Below are 23,060 nucleotides of genomic sequence, written 5' to 3'. Positions count from 1 at the left end.
ATATTACCCCATTATATGCACAAACCTGAATTACTGGCTCCAGTTGGCAGCAAAGAGGCGCTAATCGCAGCAATCGAGAACGGAGCTGACGCTATGTACTTTGGAGGGACGCTTTTTAGCGCGCGGCAGTTTGCATACAACTTCACGAATGAGGAAATCGAATGGGCTATTGATTATGCGCATATCCGGGGAGCCAGGGCATATGTGACCGTTAATACGCTGGTAAAGGATACAGAACTTGAAAAAGCAGGTGAATATCTGCAATTTCTGTGCAGCGCAGGCACAGATGCGGTCATCGTCCAGGATATTGGAATCCTGCGCCTGCTTCGGGAGCAGCTTCCAGCCCTTCCGGTACATGCCAGCACCCAGATGACGATCCACAATATTGAAGGAGTGAAGTTCCTCCAGGAAATGGGCGTAAAGCGCGTGGTTCTTGCGCGCGAAATGTCGATTGATGAGATTTCCCGTATCAAATCACAAACTTCGATCGAAATTGAAACTTTTATTCACGGCGCATTATGTTTTTCATATTCAGGCCAATGCTTATTGAGCAGCATGATAGGAGGACGAAGCGGGAACCGCGGTTACTGCGCCCAGCCGTGCAGGAAAAAATACAGGATCGGTGAAGCCGAAGGATACTTATTAAGTCCAAAAGACCTCAACATGAGCGAGCATATCGGCGCGCTTCTGGATGCTGGCATTGATTCATTCAAGATCGAAGGACGGATGAAGCGCCCCGAATATGTTGCAGGAGTGGTTCGTGTTTACCGGAAACTCATAGACAGGTACCTTGCCGCACCCGCGGATTTCCGGGTAACAAAAGATGAAAAACACATACTGCTTCAATTGTTCAACAGGGAATTCACAACGGGGTACTTTTTCGGGAATCCGGGCAACGAATTAATGAGCCGGAAATACCCGCATAACCGCGGGACATTGCTTGGAAAAACGGTTGATTATGATTCACGTACAAAATTGGTTTCAATAAATCTCAGGGCACCGCTAAGAATGGGTGACGGCATAGGTATAGGGAACCGGGAAACAGGAATTACGGTCAGGAATATTTATATTGGCAGCAAAATTGCCACGGAAGCCGCCCCGGGTTCTACTGTAAAAATACCTCTTGATATTGAAGTTTCAGAGGATGAAGTTGTTTTCAAGACTTATGATAGCAAGCTCATGGCATCACTGGAAGCTGGCAATGCCGGGAAAATCCCGATAAAAATGTCCTTTAAGGCAAGAATCGGTGAGCTGCTTGGACTCCTGATCGATGACGGTGAAAATAAAGTTACGATGAGGGGAGATATAGTAAATCCGGCAAAAACAACACCAGTTTCCAAAAGCTCTATCGCTGAACAGTTAATAAAGCTTGGGGGCACTATTTTTGAAGCGAAAGAGGTGGATTTTGAAATTGATAAGAATATTTTCATTCCCGTTTCCGAATTGAACTCAGTCCGCAGGCAGGCGATCGAGAAGCTTATGAAAATCCGCGCAATGAAATGGAAAAGAGAATGCAGTGAACCGAAGATATCTTTCGGAACACGAAAGTTTGATATCAAGCCGATATTATCCGTCAATGTGGGTTCTGTTGACGGCCTCAAAGCTGCGGTTGATGGCGGCGCTGATGTTATTTACCTTGGAGAAGAAGCATTTAAGGATACCAGGTTTGGAAAAGAAAACAAACCGCATATTCCGAATCGCGCCTCGGAAGGGCGCAGACACGCATGCCAGCAGGGCATACGTGGATTCCCGCTCCCGAAGGGTAATCGGGACGCAGATGAACGCAGATTTGTTGCTAAAGAGAAATACAGTGAGGCAATTGAATATGCGCATACTAAAGGTGTTAAAGTACTGATTAACACCCCGCGGATAGTAAAAGATTTAAAAGAGCTTGAAATTTCCGATTTCCAATCGAATCCGAACGGCAAAGATCCAGTTGAAACAGCAGATGGTTTCCTTGTCGGGAATCTGGGCGTTCTGTATCACCTCCGGACAAATTTTGTCAATAAGCCAATTGTTATTGATTATCCACTCAACATCTTTAACAGGCAGGCTTTAGATCATTTTTTGAATTTCAGCCAGAGAGCGACATTATCGCCGGAACTTACCCTGAATGAAATAAGAGAGCTTGCGCAGTCCGGGCCTGCAGAATGCATCGTGCATGGTTTTTTTCCGCTAATGGTATCAGAGCATAACCTCACAGGAAGTCTTTTTTCAGGAGAAAAGACGGGAGATATTTTCCTGAAAGATGAAAAAGGGTTTAAATTCCCGGTCATGACCGACACACATAATCGTACTAATATTATGAATTCCCGCGAGTTATGTTTGCTTGGATCTGTCCCCGATATAATAAAAGCAGGTGTTAGCTGCCTCAGGATAGAAGCAGGAACATATGATGCAAAGAAGACGGGAAAAATCACGAAAGAATACAGGGAGGCGATCGATGATGCTGTTAGCGAGCGGGAGAATGGAAATGGAAAACAATGCGGTGAGCATACTACAGGTCATTACTTCAGGGGTATTTTATAAAAATACATAATAAAGCAGGCCTGAAACAATCGCTCCTGAAATAGTTGCAGCAAGATTTACCCCGTTATTTGTGAGATAGCCTTTTTGCTGAAGAGTTGCGCCAAGCAGGCTATCAATGTTCGTACCGATAAATCCTCCTGCTGTCACGATCAATACAAGGGAAAGGTCTATAGGTACCAGAATAAAAGCCAGAAGGGCAATTACTAATGCCCCGAAAAATGCCGCCCCTTCACCCAAAATCGAGACTGCCCCATCTGTTCCAGGCTTTGTTTTTTTGAATGTTGTGATCATCCTTGGCTCTCCTTTATAGGTCTCACCTATCTCGCTTGCCAGGGTATCACCGCATGCTGTTGCCACTGATCCCATATAAGCTGCCAGCAGGACCTGCCCATGCCAGGGGAAAATCCCATATGCTATGGCAAGCGTAAGACCTGCCAGTGAGTTGGAAAATACATTCTTATACCCTCTGACCCCTCCTTTTCCTTCGGCGATCCCCCTGGCCAGTTTAAAATTGTATTTATAACGGGTAAACACGCTGCCAAGCAGGAAAAAAGCAAGAAGCATAAAAAACCAGTTAACATCACTTGATATTATTATCACTACCCCGAGCAATGTTGCAGAAAGCATGGCAGATACGTCTGCAACATGTGCCCTGTAGGAAAGATAACCGAGAACGAACGAAAATACGAGCACCTTCATAAGATAAAAAGCATCTACATTATATCCGAACATATAAAAAAGCCACATTACCATGGCTGAGCCAAAAGGGATCACAATATTATCTTCATCCTTTGTCATGGATTCAAGAAGGGCGCCAGTAAGGGTTCCGATCACAGAAAGAAATATCAGCATCCCAACAGGAACATATAAAGTGAAACCGGATATCCATCCCCCTATAAATAAAGCAAATATACTCCCTGAAATCAGGAAAATGATACTTGATTTTGCAGAATAAAATTTAAGATTACTTTGCTTATCATCCCCGGTCTTTTTTTTTTCTTTTTCAATAATATGGATGATATCCGCAATGCCATCACCAAATGTTGTAATAACAAAAGCAGACCCTATAATAAATAGTGGGAATTTATACACTCCTGCAATATCTACCCCGATCACAAGGCTGATCGCCAGGAGAAATCCCGTCGTCAGGAATAGCTGTATCATACTGACAAGCTTCCCTGCTTTGCGGTCTGATTCTCTCGCAAAGAATCGGAAAAATTGCGAATCAGCAGGGACAAATGAAAGAATGATCGCTGCAATAAAAAACAAAAGGGCTAACAGGAAAATATTTGTATTGAAAAACGGAAAAAACAGAACCAGCAATCCAAGAAGAATATAATTGATTTGTTTCTCATATTCCTTTGTTGGCATCATTTGTTCACAGAAATGGTATTTACAGGCAAATACTTTATCCTTATACTCCAATAAAAGGGCGATGGGATTTATCTCAAAATTATATGAATGGAAACTTAAGACAAAGATAAAAGAAATGAATGTTCCGGATCATATTGTTCTTGCACTTTTTGAAAGTGATCTTTTTGCAGATACGGATTATCTGAAATTAAATTCATTTACGTCCTGGTGCAAAGAGACCGGAGTAAAGACCGTTACTGTTTATATTAATATAATCGAAGTGGATACCCACATCAGCAATAAAATCTGCAATAAACTATCAACAGAAATTCCGCCAGCACTTAAAAATATCACACCAAATATTAATATCATTAAAAGAGGGGACAAAGAAATAAGTAAACACAAAACAGAAGATATGGTTATTGATATATCACTTGGTTACAGCGGAAAATATGAATTGACAAGGGCATTGAAAGAGGTCATGTTCCAGGTAAAAGAGGGGAACTTAGCTCCTGATAATATAAATGAAGATGTGATCGAATCCCATTTATTATTTAAATCGGAGCCTGATATTGTTATCCGGGCAGGAGGAAAAAGATTGACTGATTTTCTTATCTGGCAGTCTGTTTATTCTGAACTTTATTTTACAGATGTCAACTGGCTGGATTTCAGGAAAGTTGACTTCCTGAGGGTGTTGAGGGATTTTCAGAAACGGAAAAGAAGATTCGGGAAATGATCCGTTAAAATTAAAAAAATTACCACTTGATCATGTTATTTAATACCACATTACGGCGTGCAAGTTCATGAAGTATCTTTACAACTTCTTCCTTCGGGATCGTTATGGATCTCCTCGATATTCGAATGACGTCTTCCACTTCCACCATACCATAATAGCTTAAAAGTTTCACAACCCGTATAATGGTATTCTTTTGTCTTTCATGCTCTCGTGTCTGGAACGTGCGAATGGCGCGAAGAAGGTCAATCCTTCGAAACTCAGGCCAGAACGGAGCGCAAAAATATGCGGCGCACTCATTGCCGTTGGCCTGCCATGGAAGGAAATTGGAAATCCTTTCATCTCCTCCTGTCCTGATAATAAGATCCACATACGGAACCGAACCGCTTGAAGGATATAAATTATTAGAAATAGTCTCCTCATTAATATCTTTTATAGATAATTCGCCATTTTTGACCTTGCCGGCCATCTTTCGCGCCGCATCCACAAGTTCCTGCCGTCCCCCATAAGCAAGAGCCACATTCAGATATACGCCATCGTAATTCCTTGTTATTTCCTCAGCATGTTTTGCAGATGATTTTAATGCTGGCGGCAGCAGGTCTATATTACCAAGGACCCTTACCCTCATCCGGCGTTTATGCGTACGCTCATCTGTACATATTTTATCGAACTTGATCCCGATAAGTTCAAAAAGCCTGTTTTTCTCAATCTCATCCCTCTCGAAATTCTCTGTTGAAAAAGCATATACAGTAAGCTGCTTAATTCCGAGGTCAAAACTCCAGTCAAGGACTTTTTCTGTAGTGTCTGCTCCCTTGAAATGGCCGTAATATTGTGCCAGGCCCCGATTTCTTGCAAACCTCCTGTTGCCGTCCATTATAATAGCAACATGCTCAGGAACAGGCTTGTCCTTTATTTCCCTGGCAAGTAATACCTCATAACCACTATACAATAATCCCGTTAAATTCAATTTATCACTCGACTCACTTAGGGTATGAGAAGTATTTAAATTTACCCAAAGTCATGAAGTTTGCGTTGTTCTTCCGATTTTTCTTCTGGTGGGGGAGCGGCACCTATCTGCTTTAAGACTTTTATCGCGACTTTTGTGCCTATGATCTTTGCAACTTTATCCGGCTCTTGCGCCCGCAGCGTCTCCATATCTCTTATTCCCGCATCAAATAACTTGCGCGCGCGCACCCTTCCTATGCCCCGGATCTGGATAAGATCAAGAAGTTGCAGACTTGCCCCATACTCGACACGTTTTTCAAGTTCTCTTGCTTTGCCTGCCGATGAACGTTTGAGAAATGTTCCAAGTTCAGCCATTGAATGGACAAGCCAGAGCGTTGTTTCTGAAAGCGCCCTGATATCCCCTTCTCCGATCCCGAATTTTTTTACGATGTCTTCTTCTTTTATCTCATTTATCCAGTCAAGCATCACGCATGCTGTTTTTACCTGTGAGAGGAACCATTCGTAATCAACTTTGAACTGGGGCGGGATATGTACGAATTCGGTATGGTGGTCCATGATAAGATCGCTTAGCCAGTTGTAATCATTTGAGCGCAGATAAAGCTGGCGCATATCGGGCGTCGAGGCAATAAGATGCAGAAGCGTCATTTCTGTAAATTGCATGCCTTTTTCTTCTATCTTTTCCATCCCTTCGATCATCAATGAAGCTGAAAGCGGATCGATATACAATCGTGAAACCATTTCTCCAAGACGGGTGGCAAAAAGCCCGTCTTTTTGAACGATCATCTTCTTCTCAGCAAGGAAACGTATTATATTATCAATCACGACTTTGAGGCTCCATGGTTCCTGCTGGGTGGAATAAAAAGTAGCACGCATGAACTCCAGCAATTCAGTCATAGTTGGTGCAAATCCTGTAACGATCAAAGAAAGGATGTGTGTGCGCAATGCGTTTTCAGAGCCAAGTTTTGACCATATTTTTTCGGCATCCGCAAGCACATACTGTCCCATAAGTTCATCCAGTTCATCATACGTTTTTGTAACCAGGACAGATTCACCATAAGGGTCAAGCTTCGGCCTTCCTGCTCTTCCTGCCATCTGCTTGTATTCAAGAACAGGTATGGGAACCTGACCAAAATTCACATCATAACGCCTGTAACCTTTGATTATCACCCGCCGCGCAGGAAGATTCAGCCCTGCTGCGAGTGTTGGTGTCGCTGCTATTACTTTTATAATTCCTTTGCGAAATCCTCCTTCAATGAGCTTTCGCTGCTCTGAAATAAGACCGGCATGATGGAATGCGCTCCCGTTCGCGACACACATCGCAAGTTTTTTTGCAGTATCCACTTCACTTGTTTCATGAACTTCTGCCGCGAGATTTTTTAGTTTTTCCCTGGTATCATTATCCAGAAGTTTTGATATTGAAATACCCAGGCGCCCTGCCATGCCTTCAGTGTTCTTCCTGCTGCTTTCAAAAACAAGGCACTGTCCCCCCTCTTTTATAGTATCGGCAACAAGTGATATGGTGCTGTCGCTATGGAATTCTTTGACCTCACGCTGGCTCCTGTCCCCAAAAGTAATGGCATTCCCGAAAAAGACTCCTTCTTTTAGTACAATCGGGCGCCATTCACTCAAAACAAGTTCTGCAGAAAGCCATTTTGCTACTTCCCGGGCATTTCCGATAGTTGCTGAAAGCGCTATTAACCGGGGTTTTTGTTTCATCAATTTTGCAAGTACTATCTCAAGTGTTGGCCCGCGGTCAGGCGAGTCAATAAGATGCACCTCATCTGCGATCACTACTGTAATCTCATTAATCCAGTGCGACCTGTTCCGAAGCAGTGAATCAACTTTTTCGGATGTGGCAACGATTATATCAAAATTACCCAGCCATTCATCGTTGGAATCAAAATCACCCGTGGCAATGCCTGCCAAAACTCCACACCCGTCGCTTTTCTTTATGCTCTCAAAACTGCGGAAACGTTCGTACTTTTCGCTTGCAAGAGCGCGAAGAGGCACTATATAGAGAGCTTTTCCTTTTTTATTTTCATTTAATACCGATTGCAGCATGACAAATTCTGCAAGGAGGGTTTTACCAGAGGCTGTGGGGATGGCGGCCACGATATTCTTTCCTTCAAGAAGCCCTGCATCAATGGCCGCCGACTGCGGGGGATAGAGTGATTGGATCCCCGAATCCAGGTAAAATTGTTTTACAGGGGCTGGCAGGTTGAGATCGGCTATTTTTATTCTTTTTTCTTTTATGATTTTCTCTTTTTTTATTTTCGCGTCAGCCAATTCAAACTTTGCCATTTTTTGACAATATGAGTTCAGGTTAAAAATAGATTGTTATCAAGAGAGTTTTAATGTTATAAACCCGCAATAATTTTCAACCTGGAGCCGCAAAAAGGACACATTAACCAGCTTGGATCTACATTTTTCTTGCAGAACTGGCAAATTTTTACAGTTTCTACTTTCCTGATCAACTGATTACCACAGAATGAACAATTATTCCATCCGGGCTCAATGGGATATTTGCATTTTTCACATAATTTATAAGTAGAAACCCATTTTTGACCTCTCAGGCCCACTCCGCAGTTTGTACAAAAATGAGATATAATCATCGCGTTTTCACCACATGAAGTACATTTTGGCAAATCCTGCATTGTTACAGGATTGATTCTTTTCTTAAATATCTCAATGCAGACACCTGCTTCACGTTTAACCATTTCCTGAGGGTCATTTTTTGCGAGCAGTTCTATTATTTTTACCAGGTTCCTGGTGAATTCCGGTATTTCCATATCCATTCTTGAAAAATCTATTTGGTTCTGGTTTATCGAAAAAGTAATGGATTTCAGGGCCATGAAACGCGTGGCAACCATTTTGCTATTCAGCTTATCAAGCAAATGCTGCCTTTCTTCTTCGGATAGAATCTTGCCCATATTATTAGGTAATCTCCTCCCGGGTTTATTTAGCTGGATCTAAAAGACTGGAAGCTTTATAGAAATGGTTCGGATTCGTTACTGTCATGAAAGTTAATATTACTCCAATAGCATTATTTCTATCATCTTTAATAGGAGAACCGATAACATCTACGGGTATATTCCATCCATCCTTTCCAATCAATATAGTATTGCAAGCCAAACCATAGAAAGTTCCTTCTCTGATAGCCTTTGCTTTTGGATCCTCGACTTTTTCTCCTGTATCTCCATTAATTATGTTGAATATTGTTCCAAGAGGCATATTTAACGCCTCTTCCTCCTTCCAGCCAGTGAGTGCCTGGGCAAAAGGATTAAAGAGTTTTATTATTCCTTCACTATCAGTGGCGATCACAGCATCCCCGATACTATAAAGCGCAGCATGAAGCCATTTTCTGCTATCTTTTAACTCCTTTTCCATCCTATTCTTATAGAAAGCAATTTCAATATTTATCTGGAGTTCCCTTTCGTTAAATGGTTTTAAAATATAGGCATAAGCTTCAGTAATTTTTGCCCTTTCTAAAGTTTTCTCATCTGTATATGCAGTGAGATATATGATAGGAGTATCACTAAAAGTATGTATTTTTGACGCAGCCTCAACTCCATCCATTTCTCCATACAGGTTTATATCCATCAGTACCAGGTCCGGATTATTTTCTTTTACCTTATTGATGGCTTCTTCTCCAGAGGATACCACTGCAGGGACAGTATATCCTAACTTTATTAACGTATTTTGTAAATCTATGGCAATAATTGCATTATCTTCAACGATCAGGATCTTTATTTCCTCTGTCATTTTATTCACCAATAGAAATTACTTTAAAATACTCCGTTTAAATATTATTATACATTTTGATTTAATGAGTTTATAAATGGATTTGTGATAAAGGTGTGAATATTATATTATACGTGATTCAGTTGTTCAAGTCTTCTCAAAATGATTAAATATCCTGCTGTTCATTCTGATGCCATATCATGACACTCACTATCAATCTCACAAATAATGAAAAACGTGTTTTGCTGGCACTTTCAAAAAAAGACAGATTTTCACCTGAAGACCTTGCCGCTGCCTCGGAATTAAGCACTGAGGCTTCCATGCAATCCGCATTCATGCTGGCTGAAAAAGGCCTGTGCGAGATAAAAGAAACAGTCACCACAACATACAACCTTACAAAAGAAGGGGAACAGTATGCACAAATTTCGCTTCCGGAGCGCCAGGTCATGAATTCGCTAAAGGAGCCGCTTTCGCTTTCAGAATTAAAAAAGAAATTCCCGCCGCAGATGGTCGGGATCGCGCTTGGCTGGCTCCGGAAGAAGAACTGGGTAAAAATTGAAGGCGACAGGATCATCCCTGTGGAAAAAGCCGAAGTGGGTGAAGATGAAAATATCCTCACAAAACTCAGGAAAGGCCCGCTTTCAGATATCGGCGAGGCCGTGAAGGACCTGATCAAACGTAATCTTGTTGAAAAAACAGAGAAAAAAAGCAGGATAATAATAATCACATCCGCAGGAAAAGCCATTGCAGCAAAAGGTTTGACCATCGAAGAGGAAATTGTACAGCTTACACCCACGATAATCACAAGCGGCTCCTGGAAAAACGCGCGTATCCGCCCTTATGATATCCATACCCCGATTAAACCGATATACGGTGCAAAAATCCATCCATACCAGCGCCTTATAAATGAAATGCGGCAGATTTTCCTTGAGATGGGGTTTACAGAAATAAAAGGCGACATTGTCCAGAGCTCATTCTGGAATTTCGATGCACTCTTCCAGCCCCAGGAGCATCCTGCGCGGGAGATGCAGGATACTTTCCATCTTGCTACCGAATGCGACCTGCCCGAAGAATATATCAAACCAGTTAAGGAAATGCATGAAAACGGCGGCGGCATATCACGCGGATGGGGAGGCAAATGGAGTGAAGACGTAGCCAGAAAACAGGTGCTTCGTACTCACACAACAGCAGTCACGATAAAATATCTTGCAGATCATCCCGACACGGCTGTAAAAGCTTTCTGCATAGACAGGGCATACAGGCGCGAGGCCATTGATCCGACACATACGCCTGAATTTGAACAGCTTGAGGGCGTGGTCATGGATAAAGGAGTGAGTTTCAAGAACCTGCTTGGCTGCCTGACCGAGTTCTATCACAGGATGGGTTTTGACGAAGTCCGGTTCAGGCCCGGATATTTCCCATACACAGAACCAAGCGTTGAGCCTGAAGTGTATATCGAAAGCAGGGGAAAATGGGTTGAACTTGGCGGCGCCGGGGTATTCAGGAAAGAAGTGACGCTGCCCCTGGGTATCAAGCAGCCTGTGCTTGCATGGGGCCTCGGAGTAAGCCGCGTTGCGATGCTGCGCCTGGGATTGAAGGATCTAAGGGAGTTGTACCAGAGCGATATCGACTGGTTGAGGAAGAGTACGGTTGTTTGATTTTATATTTTTATTTTTAGCATGATACAATGGTATATAATTTCTTCATACTGATAATTAAGGATAAACATATAAATTGAATTGTCAATCTAATACAATGGAGTGATGAAAATGGAAGAAATCACATTTATTACAGAAGACGGAGTGAAAATTTCAGGCAACTATTTCAAACCAAAAAAAGAACATGCACCGGTTTTTCTATTATTGCATATGATGCCAGCCACTAAAGAAAGCTGGAACGAATTTGCAGCCCGCCTCCAGGAAAAAGGTTTTGCTGCTCTTGCGATCGATCTGCGCGGGCATGGCAGGAGTACAGATAAGAATGGAACGAGATTAGATTATAAGGAATTCAAAGATAGCGAACACAGGGAATCCATGAAGGACATTGCTGCTGCAAAGGAATTCCTGAAAGGCCAGGGTGTGGACATATCCGGAATGGCAATTGCAGGAGCAAGCATTGGCGCGAACCTGGCCCTGTGGCAGGCATCCATCGATAAAGACGTTTTGCTCCTTATCCTGTTATCACCCGGCCTCAATTACAGGGGAATACAGGCGGCTCAACTTGCTCCTCATTATTCCGGCCCGGTCTATATCCTGACAAGCGAAATGGATGCAACAAATGCTGCACAAAGCAGCAGGGAATTATTTAAGATTTTTCCGGGTGATAAGGAATTAAATATCAGACAGGGAAATTCACATGGCACCAACATGTTCATTCAAGAACCTGACCTGATCGATAAATTATTGGAATGGACAACAAACAAAATATATAAATATTGATTCTCCTAATATAACCTGATGGTTCAAGGAGAATAAACTATGGTTGATTGGAATGACAACACGGTCAAGCTTGCAGTATATTTAATATACGGAACAAGTTTTCTTATAATGTTTGCTGCATTGGCATTGTGGAAAAAAAGGGTAAGCCATATAGAGATCATGGACGATTTTAAATACCTGGCTGCTTTCGGGCTTCTTCATGGTCTTGCCGAATATTCGGATATTCCCAGATTCCTGGCATGGCAGCCGTCCTGGATTTTTGATATGGTCAAGTTGTTACTCGTCTTGAGTTCATTTGCAGCGCTCTTTGCCTTTGGATTGAATATAATCTCAGCAGGAATTGAAGAGCGCAGATGGCTTCGCGGAATACCTTACGGAGCATTTCTGATGTATATCTGGTTGCTGGTTTTTACAGGACTTGATTTTACAAACCAGGATACAGGTATAAATTATAAAGCAGCCGACCTGGCGCAGCGTTACAGTCTGGGATTAATTGGTGCAGCTGTTACATCATATGCATTTTTTGATCTCTCAGGAAAGATGAAAACCATTGCGGGTGAGATTGCCGGGAGAAAATTCATGTTTGCAGGCATTGGATTTGCCTTATATGCGATTTTTGCAGGCTTAATTGTAAATCCTGTATTTGGGATACCTGCGGTTGTTTACCGTTCCGTGATAGCTGTGTTAATAACAATAGCAGTTATAGGAATATTCAGATTGTTCAAGGTAAAGCAATCGAAATAAAGAAATATGAAGGACATCATTGAAATTAAGTACAGATAGAGAAGTACTGATAGGAGAAATAATTCATGGATATGGAATTCAAAAATAACTTCATTCAACTCTGGAAAAAATATTTCAATAACGCAGAACTACCCATGGCATTTTATTATACCGATGAAGAGGGTCATGCCCAGCCCGCTAAACCCGGTACTGTCCCAAGATGCATTATTGGTGCATTGCAGAATGTAAGAAGAGGTGAATCTTATTGCTTTGATGTCGGATCCATTGGATGCTTCGGGGGAAAAAGATATCTTGGTTTTGCTGAAACGATAAGACCAAACTTCGAATATTTCCTCTCATGCGGCATTCCCGGGCAAATGGAAGGTGAACGGTACAAGAAATCCCCCGAACTTGTAAAGGAACTGATGAAAAAGCAGCCTGTTTTCAAGGCGCCTGCAAAATATATTGTTTTTAAAAGATGGGATATGCTTGAAGAATCGGATAATCCGGATGTGGTGATCTTTTTTGCCAGACCTGATGTCATGTCAGGGCTTTTTACTCTATGCGGCTTTGATGAATCCGGGCCCAATGGGGTCATTGCACCATTTAGCTCAGGATGCGCTTCTATTGTCCAGAACCCTTATCTTGAAAAGGATTCAGACAGCTCGAAAGGAATTATCGGGATGTTCGATGTTTCAGCACGTCCCTATGTTTCCGCTGATGAACTGACATTTGCGGTTCCCATGAATAAGTTTGAGAGAATGGTCGGGAATATGGAAGAAAGTTTCCTGATAACGGAGTCATGGAAAAATGTACAGAAGAGGATTAGTTCTGCCGGGAAAAGATATTATACGTGAGAATTGCAGCTCAGTTGTTTGAAATCATAAAGTTGTTTGAAACCATGATCTAATTGAGTTGATCTACTGCTATAAAAGGATACTCAATTGGCGGATAACCCTGGGTTAACAACCTTAAAGTTACATTAGTACTATTAACAAAATGACCTTTCTCATTCGAAAATTCAACACGTGAACCGAGTTTTTCAAGAACAAATGATTTCTCCTCAAGGATCTGGTCTCCGCTGATAATCTGTGCTTTTATTGAGAGTGGATCATTTTGTTGATTTAAGATATCAACCTTAAACGAGTTAAGCCCGTATTTTATTTCGTTCCCTGAACTCCAATTACTCAGTGTTTCCATTCGTGCTGTTACATACAGGGTAGTGAATAGCGTTTTTTCAGGTGGCATAATCGATGGCGCAGGTGTTGGGCTTCCCTGAGGTATTACGATAATAGTGCCATTTAGATTCCTATTTTCAAGAGAGAATGTATAAGTTCCGGGTTTGTTAAATATATATCCATACCGCTGGTAATATGCTAATGATTTAGCATCAAAAAGTCCATCGTTACTCATAAGCGTAACAGTAACTGTATCAAAATTATCCCAGACAACCTCGTCGCCTGCTCTGACCGTCTGGATATCCGGGATGAATCCTCTTCTGCTATCTAATTTTATCTGCGTTCCATTGCCTGTGGGAGTAACTTCCGGAACAATAACGGATGGTGTAGATGTAGCTGTAACAGTTACAGTTGTAGTTATCACCGGGGTAGCAGGTGTTGGAACTGCTGTAATATTTTTTTCTTCAACACATCCGGATAAAATAACTGCCAGCCAGATGACCGTTATGAATATAATTGATTTTGACTGCACCATCTCACTCTAAAATCAAATACGTTATAGATAAAACTATTTGTTTTTTAATCATTAATTATTATTAATCATCTCAATTAATTATATATCAAAGGAACGATAAGAGTTAAATGTCGAAGAAGGAATAAAAAAATGAGATTTGAAAATAGATTATCAAGAGATATAATGACACGGGATGTTGTAACAGTCCCGATGAATGCCCCCATAAAGCATATTGCAGATTTACTTAGCCGAAAAAGGATATCATCCGTTGTAGTAACAGACAGTGTTGGTGAAGCGATGGGTGTCATATCTGATACGGACATACTGAAAGTCATTGGAAAAGGTAACTGGGAGAAAATGACTGCCGAAAATATCATGACCCACAATCTGGAATTCGTAAAACCAACATCCACATTGACCGAAGCGGCAGGTATCATGGGAAAAAAGCATATTCACAGGCTACTTGTTTTTTCAGAGGGAGGAGTAGGAGCATCCCACAGGCCTATCGGGATACTGAGCGCGAGCGACATAGTAAGAGAAGCTGCAAGAGAATGATCTACTCATTCCTTCTTCTGTATCACTATCTCCCAATCCGTTTTATTTATCTGTTTCACGCTCATTATCTTATGCCCGTCCGCTTCCATACCTCTTGGGACCTCTGTGACCGCCAGGGGATCATCCACGACCAGCTTAAGGACATTTCCCTTTGAGAGCTCATGCAGCGCCTGTTTTGCCAGGACAAAATTATATGGGCATATATTTCCTTTAAGATCGACCTCTTTATCAATTTTCAGGTCAGAAAGCATAGTCCCGTTAATATAAGCCCTGGTCCTTTCTTCCTTCGGGTTCTCAAACACATCGTTTGCGGGTCCATGTTCCACAAGCTCACCCAGGTAAAGGTGAATTACATAATCAGCAAGCCTCATTGCCTGGTGGATATTGTGGGTTACTATCACGATAGTATAATCCTTCTTGAGTTTCAAAAGCTGCTGCTCAATATGCTGCGACGAGACCGGGTCAAGGGCAGATGTAGGCTCATCGCAAAGAATAATTTCAGGCTCAACAGCAAGACCGCGCGCAAGGCACAACCTCTGCTGCTGGCCAATAGAGAGTTGAGAGGCTGGAGAATTCAATCTATCCTTCACTTCTTCCCATAAACCGGTAATTGTCAGGCACCTCTGTACGGTCTCATCAAGCACAGGCTTTTTCTTTACCCCATGGATTCTCGGGCCGAAAGCTACATTCTCATATATTGACATTGGAAGAGGTGTTGGCTTCTGTGCCAGCAAACCAAGTTTTTTCCTGATGTTAATGATATCTGTTTTTTTATCAAAGACATCCTCGTTATCGATAATGATCTTTCCTGAAAAAGTAACATTATCCGTCATATCTATGAGCCTGTTCATGCACTTTAGCATCGTGGATTTACCGCAACCTGAGGGACCAATGATGGCAGTTATCTGTTTTTTTGGTATTTCCACAGAAATGTTCTTTAGTGCACGATTTCCGTTGTAAGTTACGTTAAGATTCTGAATGCTGATCTGGGTTTCTGTCATTTTGTCTACCTATTTTATTATGAACCTGGTATATTTTTTTGCAAGAAGTCTTGTAATTATACTGATGGCAAGGACGATGATCAGAAGTATTACTGCTGATGCGTATGCTTTCTGCTGCACCTGTGGTAAAGGCGTACTGAGCTGGGAAAATATCGCTATTGGGAGAGATGCAGTGGCATCGAATAGACTTCCTGGGATGCGGTCCGTATATCCTGCCGTGAAGAGTATCGATGCTGCATCCCCGATCCCCCTTCCGAAAGCCATCAGTACGCCTGTCAATAATCCCGGAAGGGCCTGTTTTCCCACAACTTTCAATGTGGTCTCAAACCTTGTGGCTCCAAGTGAATATGCCGTCTCCTTCAGGTCACCTGGCACCATCTTTAGAACCTCTTCCATTGCTCTTGTCATTATGGGGATCTCCAGAAGTGCAAGAACAATTATACCTCCAAGCAGGGATGCCCTGATATGAAAATATATCAACACAATATATCCGAATGCCCCGTAAACAATAGAGGGTGTGCCCCAGAGGATATCCAGTGAGAGCCTTGTCAGGCCTGATAGTCTTGTACCTCCGGAATATTCTTTCTGCAGATAGAAGGCGATTGCGATACTGAGGAAAAATGCCAGTATAGTACCGCCAGCCGCAAGATAAAGCGAACCAATGATGGCATTCAGTATCCCTCCGCCTTTCCCCAGTAAATATCCACCCTCACCGGTCTTTGTGACCATATCAAAACTCAACACTGGCAGCCCTCTCCACAGGATCACACCGACAACAAAAAGAAGACTTCCAACCACAAATACAAGAGATAAGATCATCAATGCCTTAAAAATTGATTCTTCAATCCTTCTGAATTCCATTATATAATACCCCGTTCTATCCTCACAAGAATCATTCTTGCAATTACATTGCATATCAGGACTACGAGCAGAAGTATAAGAGCTGCAAGAAGGATGGCGGAATCGTAGAGATCAATTGACATCATTTCTCCATAGGTATTGGCAATCAGGGCAGGCAAAGGATATGCGGGATCAAAAATTGATGATGGTACTTTTGCCACATTCCCCACGACCATCAGTACTGCCATGGTCTCTCCGAATGCCCGTGAAAAACCCAGAACGATAGCGGCGATGATCCCGGGTCTTGCTTTTCGAAGGACCACATGTTTTATGGTCTGCCATTTTGTAGCTCCAAGAGACAGGGAAACTTCCCTTAGTTCCCCTGATACGCTTCTCATGACCTCGCCTGTAACCGATATGATGATTGGGAAAACCATAATGGAAAGCACGATCCCTCCTGCAAGGATGCTGTATCCCCCTATTGTTTCCGCGCCCATGGCAGGAGCAAGGGTATCATTAATGAAAGGTACGACTGCAAGGACGCCAAAGAGACCATACACCACAGAGGGTATGCCTGCGAGCAGGTCTACAAGCGGCATAACCATTTCCCTGAGACCATTACTTGCGTATTCTGAAAGGTATATGGAACTTAAGAGGCTGACGGGAATTGCTATTACAGTCGCAAGAACTGTTACCCATAATGTTCCCATGATAAATGGGTAGAACCCGAATTTTCCTTCAAATGGACTCCATTCTATTGAGAACAGGAGGTCAGATATCGGAACTGTTAACAATATCGGACTTGCCCTGAAAAAAAGACCGGCTACCATGAAGAATAACAACAAGCAGGCAAATACAGCCGCAGCAAGCATTAGCCTGCTTGAAAGTACGTCTTTTAATCTTCTTGTGTTCATGGTGCTGCTTACTCACATTTCAAAGTAATAAACGCTTTTGTATTATCCAGATCATTCAACTTTCTTTAGACCTGCATCGATCTTTTCACTGGACAATGCTACATATCCTGATTCTGGAATATACTTCTGTCCGTCAGTAAGGGTCCATTTGATGAAATCCTGTACAATACCTGTGGGCTTGCCTCTTGTGACATAGTGAAGGTCTTTTGCAGGTGGTTCCGGATACTTGCCAGTACTGATCGCATTGGTGAGTTCGTCCAGAGTTCCGTAGAAGTTCTCTTCAGGATCTATCTTGCCATTCCCGTTCACATCAACAGGTATTATTTCTATACCATCTACAGGCTTCCTGGTATTTACATCGTATGCAAAATTTATGTTGTTATAACCGATCCCAAGTTTGTCCTTCCTCACTGCTTCGGCAATTCCGGGATCACCGTTCACGCCCAGCCCTTTGAGTTTTTCCTGTTTGTAATTACCAAGGTAAAGTGCCCAGGCTTCGCCTGCACCGCAGGCATCCGACCGCGTGTACACGTTTAGCTTATCGGCTGCATTTGTTCCTGCTGCCTCACCCCATGTTGATATGGATGCATTGATGAACATCTTTTCAAATATCTCTCTTTTTATTCCGTTTGTTTTGAGCGTTGTAAGCACAGGATTGTTTTTATTGGCTGTGGGTACCACAGCATCTTTTGTCACAGCTACCCAGTATGCGCCTTTTTCCTCTTCGGCAGGTGTGATCGCTCTTGAGACCATGCCAATATCAACAAGACCTCCAAGAGTATCGGTCATGCCCTTGCCTGCGCCGCCGGAGCCTATGTCAAAGTTCACCTTCGGATGCAGTTTCTTGTATTCATCGCTCCATTTAACAACCATGGGATATAGTGCAAATGCCCCGGAAATGCGGATTGTCCCTTCAGGTTCCTTTGTGCTTACTGCGGTCTGGACACCTGTGGCGCCAGATGCCGGTGTTGTAGTGACAGCGGCAGTAGGCGTGGTCTGACCTTCAGTCTTTGCATTATCGACGCAGCCTGATAATAATGCGCCTGTTAAAATTGTAATTAAAATTATTATTATAAATTTTGTTTTCATTAATTCCACCTCGAATTGTTCAAAATTATTTTCTGTTTATGCAGGAAATCCCGGATAAGCAGAGATTCCGCATTATGTTTTTCAGATCGATCAATTAAATTACCGTCATCAGATCCGATAACAGCAAAGACGATTCCTTCTTAAGTTCATTTATAATTCACCTGCTTATGATATAAGCCACTACAGATTAGCAGGAATATATAAGAATGCAAAGAAACAGGCGATAATTGCTAATGTGATTACAAAAACAGAATGATTGCGGCAAAAAATGTTATGATTTTATCGAAATATTTATCTGGCAGCGGAAATATTAAAAAATGTGAAAAACAAATCCAGCTTTATTGCTGAAACTATCAGGGAGTGGTTCGAGAGAGAAGATAAAGACAATCTTATAAAAGAATTGAGTGAAGGATATAAGGTTAGAAAAAAGGAGGAAACAGAAATTTCTCTTGAGTGGGATACAACATCAGAAGATGGAATTAATTAAAAGGGATGTCTATTGGATCAAGCTTGAACCGGTAGAAGGTTTTCAATATCTGGAAATCTGCTGTTGTGATCTCAAATAACATTCATACGTCATCGGTTAAGAGAAAAATCCGACGGCTCGGGCATACCCCGCGCGCATTCTGCCTGTGGGAAACCATAACTGTGCGACCAGGGATCATTATGGGCGGCGGGATTAAAATATTAATTAATATTTTCTGCTAATACCCAAAAAAGCAAAGATTTATTAATTATGCACTACAACATAATGTTATGCTGCATAATCTTAAGTTCATAAACAGACAAGAAGAGCTTGAGTTCCTGGAGGACGCTTACAAGAGCGATAAAAGCCAGTTGATAGTCCTATACGGAAGAAGGCGTGTCGGGAAGACCTATCTGCTCCAGCATTTCATGAAAGGGAAAAAGCACACATATTTTTTCTGCACAAAGGGAAATGAAACAGAACAGATTAAGCTGCTTTCGGGTATGATCGGAGAGACTTTCAATGATACTGCTCTTTCGCTATCACCGTTTTCAGAATGGCGCACACTGTTCATGTACTTATATGAAAAAGCGCAAAAAGAAAGATTTCTCCTGGTAATTGATGAATTCCCATTCCTTATGAGCGCCAATCCTGCTGTTACATCTATTTTCCAAAAATACTGGGATGAATACCTGTCAAAAACAAAAATAATGCTTGTACTATGCGGTTCCAGTATTACCATGATGGAAAGTGAAGTGCTTGCTTACAAAAGCCCTCTTTATGGGAGAAGAACAGGACAATGGAAAGTCAAACCGTTCCTATTTGGGAATACTATTGATTTTTTCCAGAAAAGTTCAAACATTGAAGAGATCATCAGGATATTTTCGATAACCGGGGGAGTGCCTTTCTATCTGGCTGAACTTAATCTTGATAAGACTGCACTTGAAAATATTCAGGAGCAGATCGCCAGAAAAGGCAAATTGCTGTATGAAGAAGGTGAGATCCTGCTTAAAGAAGAACTGCGTGAACCTTCAACTTACTTTTCTATCCTTGAAGCAATATCCTCAGGAAACACAAAACAGGCACATATTGCGAACCGTATCGGGATGCCATCTACCGGCCTTCCGAGATACCTGTCAACACTTGAAAGATTGGAGTATATTGAGAAGATAATCCCGGTCACTGAATTTAAGCGGTCTAAAAAAACGACCTATAAAATAAGGGATAATTTTATTAATTTCTGGTTCAGGTTCATTTATCCAAACCGGAGCTACATTGAAGAAGGCAATTACGGAAAATTCAAGGAAATACTTGATAAGTATTTTGAGAAGCATGTTTCTTTTGCATTTGAAGGTGTATGTATGGATTTTTTAAGAGAAAATCTGAGGAAAGACCTGCTTCCATTCTCGTTTACTAAATTGGGCACATGGTATGGGTATTCCAGGGATGAGGTCAATAAAGTCAGGAAAGTAGATGAAATAGATATAGTGGGTCTTGAGGAAAATACCGGGGATATCATTTTTATGGAGTGCAAATGGGAGATACTGAGTGAGAAGGCCGCTGAAAAAGTACTTTTTGAGCTAAAGGAAAAGAGCCTGAATGTGGATTGGAAAAATGATACGAGAAAGGAATACTTCGGGATATTTGCAAGAAAGATAGAAGGGAAGAAATCACTTCAGAAAAAGGGATTTCTTGTCTGGGACTCAGGGGATTTCAAGTAGCCATATTTTCATGGAGTAGAACAAAACCGTGTGAAAAAAAAGAGTAAAAGTTACCAATCCGATAACACTGTAACTGACGAATTGGGTTCAAACTCCAGGAGGGAGGCTGTCGGAACCGTGAAAGTCCTATACTGGGTCACTGGAAGGCCATAGACGTGTGTCAGGGCAACCTGGATGATGCCTCCATGAGTCACCATAACGACGTTTTCACCGCAATGATCTTCAACAATATCTGTAAGTTCGTCCCATGACCTTTCCGAAGCCATGTTTAAAGACTCACCCTTGAAATATATACCTGTGACATATGAAGGGTCCAGCAGGTTCGTGGAATTTGGAATCCCTGAAGCATTCAGATAGCCTGTGTAGATGCCCACACCAATTTCCTTCAGATCATCTTCTTTACCCTAGATACCCAGCACATTCCAGGAAGTTTGACCATGGCGCACGAGAATGAGCTTTGTTGGAACCGAACATTGTGAATCATCCGAGCCTGAATGTGCATATACACCAGAAATCACTAATGATAGAACTATACTTGTATATGCAATTAATTTTCGGTTGATACGGTTTTGGATTATCTGGTCTGAATAGATTACGTTAATTCAAACCCGCATAATCCATTACCGCCTTCTGGGCATTCAGGAATTTGACTATCTGGTCAAATTCAACATCATTTTCCTGTTTTTTGTTCCCAGTTTTCATTATGGGAGGAATATTTCTTCGGCTGCATATTTTTTCAATCATATTGATCGCAATAGAAGATTATACTGGTGAATATTTATAATCACACAAAGAGGCAGATGTTGACGCGATTATTCCGGCGCTGCAATAATAATAGGATTACTGGAAATGTTCCAATGCTTATAGTTCTACAACCCTATCAAGACAAGTTCGAACTTGATACCCATGCAGGATTGGCAAAAGCCAAGGAAATCTTTTGCATTGACCGACATTTCTTCATACAGGGATTTTGATATATAGAACACAATATGGACCTTTCCTTCATTAATTCTCTTCTTAATCTCACCATGCAGTTCTTCGAAAAGGGAAGCGAGGGTCTTGAAATTGATCCTTTTCAGGATACGGATGCGTCCGATCCCGGTCTCATCTATCCAGACCCTGTAATTAGTGGTTTTTCGAATAAACACATCTTCATTCCTCATATTTCCTTACTGCTCAACATTGGCCTCAATTTCCCATTTGACTTCTTCAGCTAAATTACGCCTCACGAATGTGATACTGTCCAGCTGTTCATGGATATATCCCCGCAGGAATACATCTTTAATTTTTTCTGTTTCATTTTCAATTTCATGCTGCCTTTTCAGTATATTTTCAAGTTCATATAGCGTGTTGCGCCTGTTCGTACGCTGCCAGCTGCCTTCTATTAATGCGAGAGAACGATTTAATCTCTCAAGTCCGATCCTTAATTTCCGGTGTTCTTGTTGTCTTAATTTTCCCTTTGCGTATTGTTCATATGACGGTACTGATATTTTCTCTGTGCCTTCAGCTATACCTTGCGAACCATCCAGGTCCTGCAATTCATTATTAAGGTTTTTACCAGTAAAGGCAAAAACGATCCCTTCTTTGGTTTGACATATTATATCACTTCCTATTTTATTTGTATATTATATATTCATGTATAAACGGGAGATATTTGCCTTATTCCTTCTGAGAACAATATTGATCAACCAAATATGGCCTGATTACAAGATTTAAATATATATGACAATTATTGAACTCAATGTGATAAAATGACACAACACGAAAGAAGGGATTTACTTTGTCCCTGATAAAGAAAACATAAAACGGTATAAATGCCCTAATTGCAAACATCCAATACAGTTAAGAAGCGCTGATTTCATTCGCGGGATTGCGATGGTTTCATGCGTGGACTGCGGTACGGGTTCATTTACGATCGAGGAGACTTTGTTGAGATAATGAAAATGGAAAAGGGGTGAAATATTCCTATCTATTTTGCTCCTTTTTCTTTTGTTTTTAAGGTGAAAATATGGAGAGTAAAGAGAAAGAAATAGAATCAGATTTCAAAGAATCAGAAGATGAAGAAGATCTGCGCAGGTTCCTGCGCGGGGGATTGGGGGCAAAGTGAGCAATTAGTTCAATAGTAAAAACAAAAATCCGGGAGTGTAACGAATTTTGATGAAACTTCTATAACCTAAAAAAATATTATAGGAGTCGAGTGAAATGGCAGAATTATTTACACGAGAACAAGCAAGGAAATGGCTTAGGGAAAACAATTTAAAAACAGGCAAAAGCATCCAGGATGCTTTTGTTAATGAGA

23 protein-coding genes and 1 pseudogene are annotated in these 23,060 nt (G+C 41.6%); 9 read left to right on the top strand and 15 right to left on the bottom strand.

Translation table 11 applies throughout. The annotated features are described in order from the left end of the window. The first annotated feature begins 15 nt into the window (after nt 1-15). Nucleotides 16-2,529 carry a DUF3656 domain-containing protein gene (locus CL181_RS06175; protein WP_097298430.1) on the top strand — a complete coding sequence of 838 codons (2,514 nt, stop codon included), beginning with the start codon at nt 16-18 and terminating at the stop codon, nt 2,527-2,529. Here CL181_RS06175 and CL181_RS06170 read toward each other — a convergent pair. Beyond that, a complete protein-coding gene (locus CL181_RS06170; RefSeq protein ID WP_097298429.1) occupies nt 2,524-3,903 on the bottom strand; it encodes a TIGR00297 family protein in 1,380 nt (459 codons plus the stop codon). The genes CL181_RS06175 and CL181_RS06170 overlap by 6 nt on opposite strands. 61 nt (nt 3,904-3,964) lie before the next feature. Here CL181_RS06170 and CL181_RS06165 point away from each other — a divergent pair, with 61 nt between their 5' ends. Next, the gene (locus tag CL181_RS06165) at nt 3,965-4,618 is read left to right on the top strand and encodes an undecaprenyl diphosphate synthase family protein (protein ID WP_097298428.1); all 654 of its coding nucleotides are present in this window, start codon (nt 3,965-3,967) and stop codon (nt 4,616-4,618) included. 19 nt (nt 4,619-4,637) lie between these two features. On the opposite strand, the gene uppS is transcribed toward CL181_RS06165, so the two are convergent. The 4 genes from uppS to CL181_RS06145 are packed head-to-tail and all read right to left on the bottom strand — an operon-like array spanning nt 4,638 to nt 9,343. Next, nucleotides 4,638-5,582 (bottom strand): polyprenyl diphosphate synthase, encoded by a 945-nt coding sequence (gene uppS, locus CL181_RS06160; RefSeq protein ID WP_255251449.1) that lies wholly within the window; start codon nt 5,580-5,582, stop codon nt 4,638-4,640. A 41-nt stretch (nt 5,583-5,623) separates the two neighbouring features. Then, nucleotides 5,624-7,882: an ATP-dependent DNA helicase gene (locus CL181_RS06155; RefSeq protein ID WP_097298427.1), complete on the bottom strand. Its 2,259-nt coding sequence runs from the start codon at nt 7,880-7,882 to the stop codon at nt 5,624-5,626. A 56-nt stretch (nt 7,883-7,938) separates the two neighbouring features. Then, entirely contained in the window at nt 7,939-8,511 is a 573-nt protein-coding gene (locus CL181_RS06150) for a zinc ribbon domain-containing protein (protein ID WP_097298426.1), read from the bottom strand. A 25-nt stretch (nt 8,512-8,536) separates the two neighbouring features. Then, nucleotides 8,537-9,343, bottom strand: a complete 807-nt coding sequence (locus tag CL181_RS06145) for a response regulator (RefSeq protein WP_097298425.1) — start codon at nt 9,341-9,343, stop codon at nt 8,537-8,539. Between the two features lie 179 nt (nt 9,344-9,522). Between CL181_RS06145 and CL181_RS06140 the strand changes: the two genes are divergently transcribed. The 4 genes from CL181_RS06140 (at nt 9,523) to CL181_RS06125 (ending at nt 13,340) form a co-directional block, all read left to right on the top strand. After that, nucleotides 9,523-10,980 (top strand): phenylalanine--tRNA ligase subunit alpha, encoded by a 1,458-nt coding sequence (locus CL181_RS06140; RefSeq protein ID WP_097298424.1) that lies wholly within the window; start codon nt 9,523-9,525, stop codon nt 10,978-10,980. 111 nt (nt 10,981-11,091) lie between these two features. Beyond that, nucleotides 11,092-11,760, top strand: a complete 669-nt coding sequence (locus CL181_RS06135) for an alpha/beta hydrolase (RefSeq protein WP_176505093.1) — start codon at nt 11,092-11,094, stop codon at nt 11,758-11,760. A gap of 39 nt (nt 11,761-11,799) precedes the next feature. Next, the gene (locus CL181_RS06130) at nt 11,800-12,504 is read left to right on the top strand and encodes a hypothetical protein (RefSeq protein WP_097298422.1); all 705 of its coding nucleotides are present in this window, start codon (nt 11,800-11,802) and stop codon (nt 12,502-12,504) included. A gap of 65 nt (nt 12,505-12,569) precedes the next feature. Beyond that, a complete protein-coding gene (locus tag CL181_RS06125) occupies nt 12,570-13,340 on the top strand; it encodes a DUF169 domain-containing protein (protein WP_097298421.1) in 771 nt (256 codons plus the stop codon). 49 nt (nt 13,341-13,389) lie between these two features. On the opposite strand, the gene CL181_RS06120 is transcribed toward CL181_RS06125, so the two are convergent. Then, on the bottom strand, nt 13,390-14,196 hold the full coding sequence (locus tag CL181_RS06120; protein WP_097298420.1) for a hypothetical protein: 807 nt from the start codon (nt 14,194-14,196) through the stop codon (nt 13,390-13,392). 129 nt (nt 14,197-14,325) lie between these two features. Between CL181_RS06120 and CL181_RS06115 the strand changes: the two genes are divergently transcribed. Beyond that, nucleotides 14,326-14,730, top strand: a complete 405-nt coding sequence (locus CL181_RS06115; protein WP_097298419.1) for a cyclic nucleotide-binding/CBS domain-containing protein — start codon at nt 14,326-14,328, stop codon at nt 14,728-14,730. Between the two features lie 5 nt (nt 14,731-14,735). Here CL181_RS06115 and CL181_RS21085 read toward each other — a convergent pair whose 3' ends face one another. From CL181_RS21085 to CL181_RS06095, 5 genes and pseudogenes are all read right to left on the bottom strand, one after another. Further along, a complete protein-coding gene (locus tag CL181_RS21085; protein WP_255251452.1) occupies nt 14,736-14,981 on the bottom strand; it encodes a sulfurtransferase TusA family protein in 246 nt (81 codons plus the stop codon). A gap of 3 nt (nt 14,982-14,984) precedes the next feature. Beyond that, nucleotides 14,985-15,731, bottom strand: a pseudogene (gene pstB, locus CL181_RS06110) (phosphate ABC transporter ATP-binding protein PstB); the annotation flags it as partial. 9 nt (nt 15,732-15,740) lie between these two features. Then, the gene (pstA, locus tag CL181_RS06105) at nt 15,741-16,592 is read right to left on the bottom strand and encodes a phosphate ABC transporter permease PstA (RefSeq protein ID WP_097298417.1); all 852 of its coding nucleotides are present in this window, start codon (nt 16,590-16,592) and stop codon (nt 15,741-15,743) included. After that, complete coding sequence (pstC, locus tag CL181_RS06100; protein WP_097298416.1) at nt 16,592-17,485, bottom strand: phosphate ABC transporter permease subunit PstC; 894 nt, start codon at nt 17,483-17,485, stop codon at nt 16,592-16,594. The genes pstA and pstC overlap by 1 nt, the downstream gene beginning before the upstream one ends. Nucleotides 17,486-17,536: 51 nt before the next feature. Continuing rightward, nucleotides 17,537-18,574, bottom strand: coding sequence for a PstS family phosphate ABC transporter substrate-binding protein (locus tag CL181_RS06095; RefSeq protein ID WP_097298415.1), 1,038 nt, complete (start codon nt 18,572-18,574; stop codon nt 17,537-17,539). A 319-nt stretch (nt 18,575-18,893) separates the two neighbouring features. On the opposite strand from CL181_RS06095, the gene CL181_RS20190 reads away from it, so the two are divergent. Beyond that, nucleotides 18,894-19,061 (top strand): hypothetical protein, encoded by a 168-nt coding sequence (locus CL181_RS20190; RefSeq protein ID WP_176505092.1) that lies wholly within the window; start codon nt 18,894-18,896, stop codon nt 19,059-19,061. Between the two features lie 269 nt (nt 19,062-19,330). Further along, nucleotides 19,331-20,761, top strand: coding sequence for an ATP-binding protein (locus tag CL181_RS06090; protein ID WP_097298414.1), 1,431 nt, complete (start codon nt 19,331-19,333; stop codon nt 20,759-20,761). A 50-nt stretch (nt 20,762-20,811) separates the two neighbouring features. Here CL181_RS06090 and CL181_RS06085 read toward each other — a convergent pair whose 3' ends face one another. From CL181_RS06085 to CL181_RS06075, 4 genes are all read right to left on the bottom strand, one after another. After that, nucleotides 20,812-21,150, bottom strand: a complete 339-nt coding sequence (locus CL181_RS06085) for a histidine phosphatase family protein (RefSeq protein WP_097298413.1) — start codon at nt 21,148-21,150, stop codon at nt 20,812-20,814. 208 nt (nt 21,151-21,358) lie between these two features. Then, a complete protein-coding gene (locus CL181_RS20185) occupies nt 21,359-21,505 on the bottom strand; it encodes a hypothetical protein (RefSeq protein WP_176505091.1) in 147 nt (48 codons plus the stop codon). 125 nt (nt 21,506-21,630) lie between these two features. Further along, on the bottom strand, nt 21,631-21,924 hold the full coding sequence (locus CL181_RS06080; protein WP_097298412.1) for a hypothetical protein: 294 nt from the start codon (nt 21,922-21,924) through the stop codon (nt 21,631-21,633). A gap of 6 nt (nt 21,925-21,930) precedes the next feature. Then, nucleotides 21,931-22,299 (bottom strand): hypothetical protein, encoded by a 369-nt coding sequence (locus CL181_RS06075; RefSeq protein WP_097298411.1) that lies wholly within the window; start codon nt 22,297-22,299, stop codon nt 21,931-21,933. Between the last annotated feature and the right edge of the window lie 761 nt (nt 22,300-23,060).

This window comes from Candidatus Methanoperedens sp. BLZ2, assembly GCF_002487355.1.
Lineage (GTDB): Archaea > Halobacteriota > Methanosarcinia > Methanosarcinales > Methanoperedenaceae > Methanoperedens.
The sequence above is the reverse complement of the archived record's forward strand: the minus strand, read 5'-3'. Positions and strand labels throughout refer to the sequence as shown.

Bases quoted from the DNA above. Each gene is read 5' to 3' on its own strand.
- CL181_RS06175 (WP_097298430.1), top strand. From the start codon at position 16: ATGCACAAACCTGAATTACTGGCTCCAGTTGGCAGCAAAGAGGCGCTA.
- CL181_RS06170 (WP_097298429.1), bottom strand. From the start codon at position 3,903: ATGATGCCAACAAAGGAATATGAGAAACAAATCAATTATATTCTTCTT.
- CL181_RS06165 (WP_097298428.1), top strand. From the start codon at position 3,965: ATGGGATTTATCTCAAAATTATATGAATGGAAACTTAAGACAAAGATA.
- CL181_RS06155 (WP_097298427.1), bottom strand. From the start codon at position 7,882: ATGGCAAAGTTTGAATTGGCTGACGCGAAAATAAAAAAAGAGAAAATC.
- CL181_RS06150 (WP_097298426.1), bottom strand. From the start codon at position 8,511: ATGGGCAAGATTCTATCCGAAGAAGAAAGGCAGCATTTGCTTGATAAG.
- CL181_RS06145 (WP_097298425.1), bottom strand. From the start codon at position 9,343: ATGACAGAGGAAATAAAGATCCTGATCGTTGAAGATAATGCAATTATT.
- CL181_RS06140 (WP_097298424.1), top strand. From the start codon at position 9,523: ATGACACTCACTATCAATCTCACAAATAATGAAAAACGTGTTTTGCTG.
- CL181_RS06135 (WP_176505093.1), top strand. From the start codon at position 11,092: ATGGAAGAAATCACATTTATTACAGAAGACGGAGTGAAAATTTCAGGC.
- CL181_RS06130 (WP_097298422.1), top strand. From the start codon at position 11,800: ATGGTTGATTGGAATGACAACACGGTCAAGCTTGCAGTATATTTAATA.
- CL181_RS06125 (WP_097298421.1), top strand. From the start codon at position 12,570: ATGGATATGGAATTCAAAAATAACTTCATTCAACTCTGGAAAAAATAT.
- CL181_RS06120 (WP_097298420.1), bottom strand. From the start codon at position 14,196: ATGGTGCAGTCAAAATCAATTATATTCATAACGGTCATCTGGCTGGCA.
- CL181_RS06115 (WP_097298419.1), top strand. From the start codon at position 14,326: ATGAGATTTGAAAATAGATTATCAAGAGATATAATGACACGGGATGTT.
- CL181_RS21085 (WP_255251452.1), bottom strand. From the start codon at position 14,981: ATGCTTTCTGACCTGAAAATTGATAAAGAGGTCGATCTTAAAGGAAAT.
- pstA (WP_097298417.1), bottom strand. From the start codon at position 16,592: ATGGAATTCAGAAGGATTGAAGAATCAATTTTTAAGGCATTGATGATC.
- pstC (WP_097298416.1), bottom strand. From the start codon at position 17,485: ATGAACACAAGAAGATTAAAAGACGTACTTTCAAGCAGGCTAATGCTT.
- CL181_RS06095 (WP_097298415.1), bottom strand. From the start codon at position 18,574: ATGAAAACAAAATTTATAATAATAATTTTAATTACAATTTTAACAGGC.
- CL181_RS06090 (WP_097298414.1), top strand. From the start codon at position 19,331: ATGCTGCATAATCTTAAGTTCATAAACAGACAAGAAGAGCTTGAGTTC.
- CL181_RS20185 (WP_176505091.1), bottom strand. From the start codon at position 21,505: ATGATTGAAAAAATATGCAGCCGAAGAAATATTCCTCCCATAATGAAA.
- CL181_RS06080 (WP_097298412.1), bottom strand. From the start codon at position 21,924: ATGAGGAATGAAGATGTGTTTATTCGAAAAACCACTAATTACAGGGTC.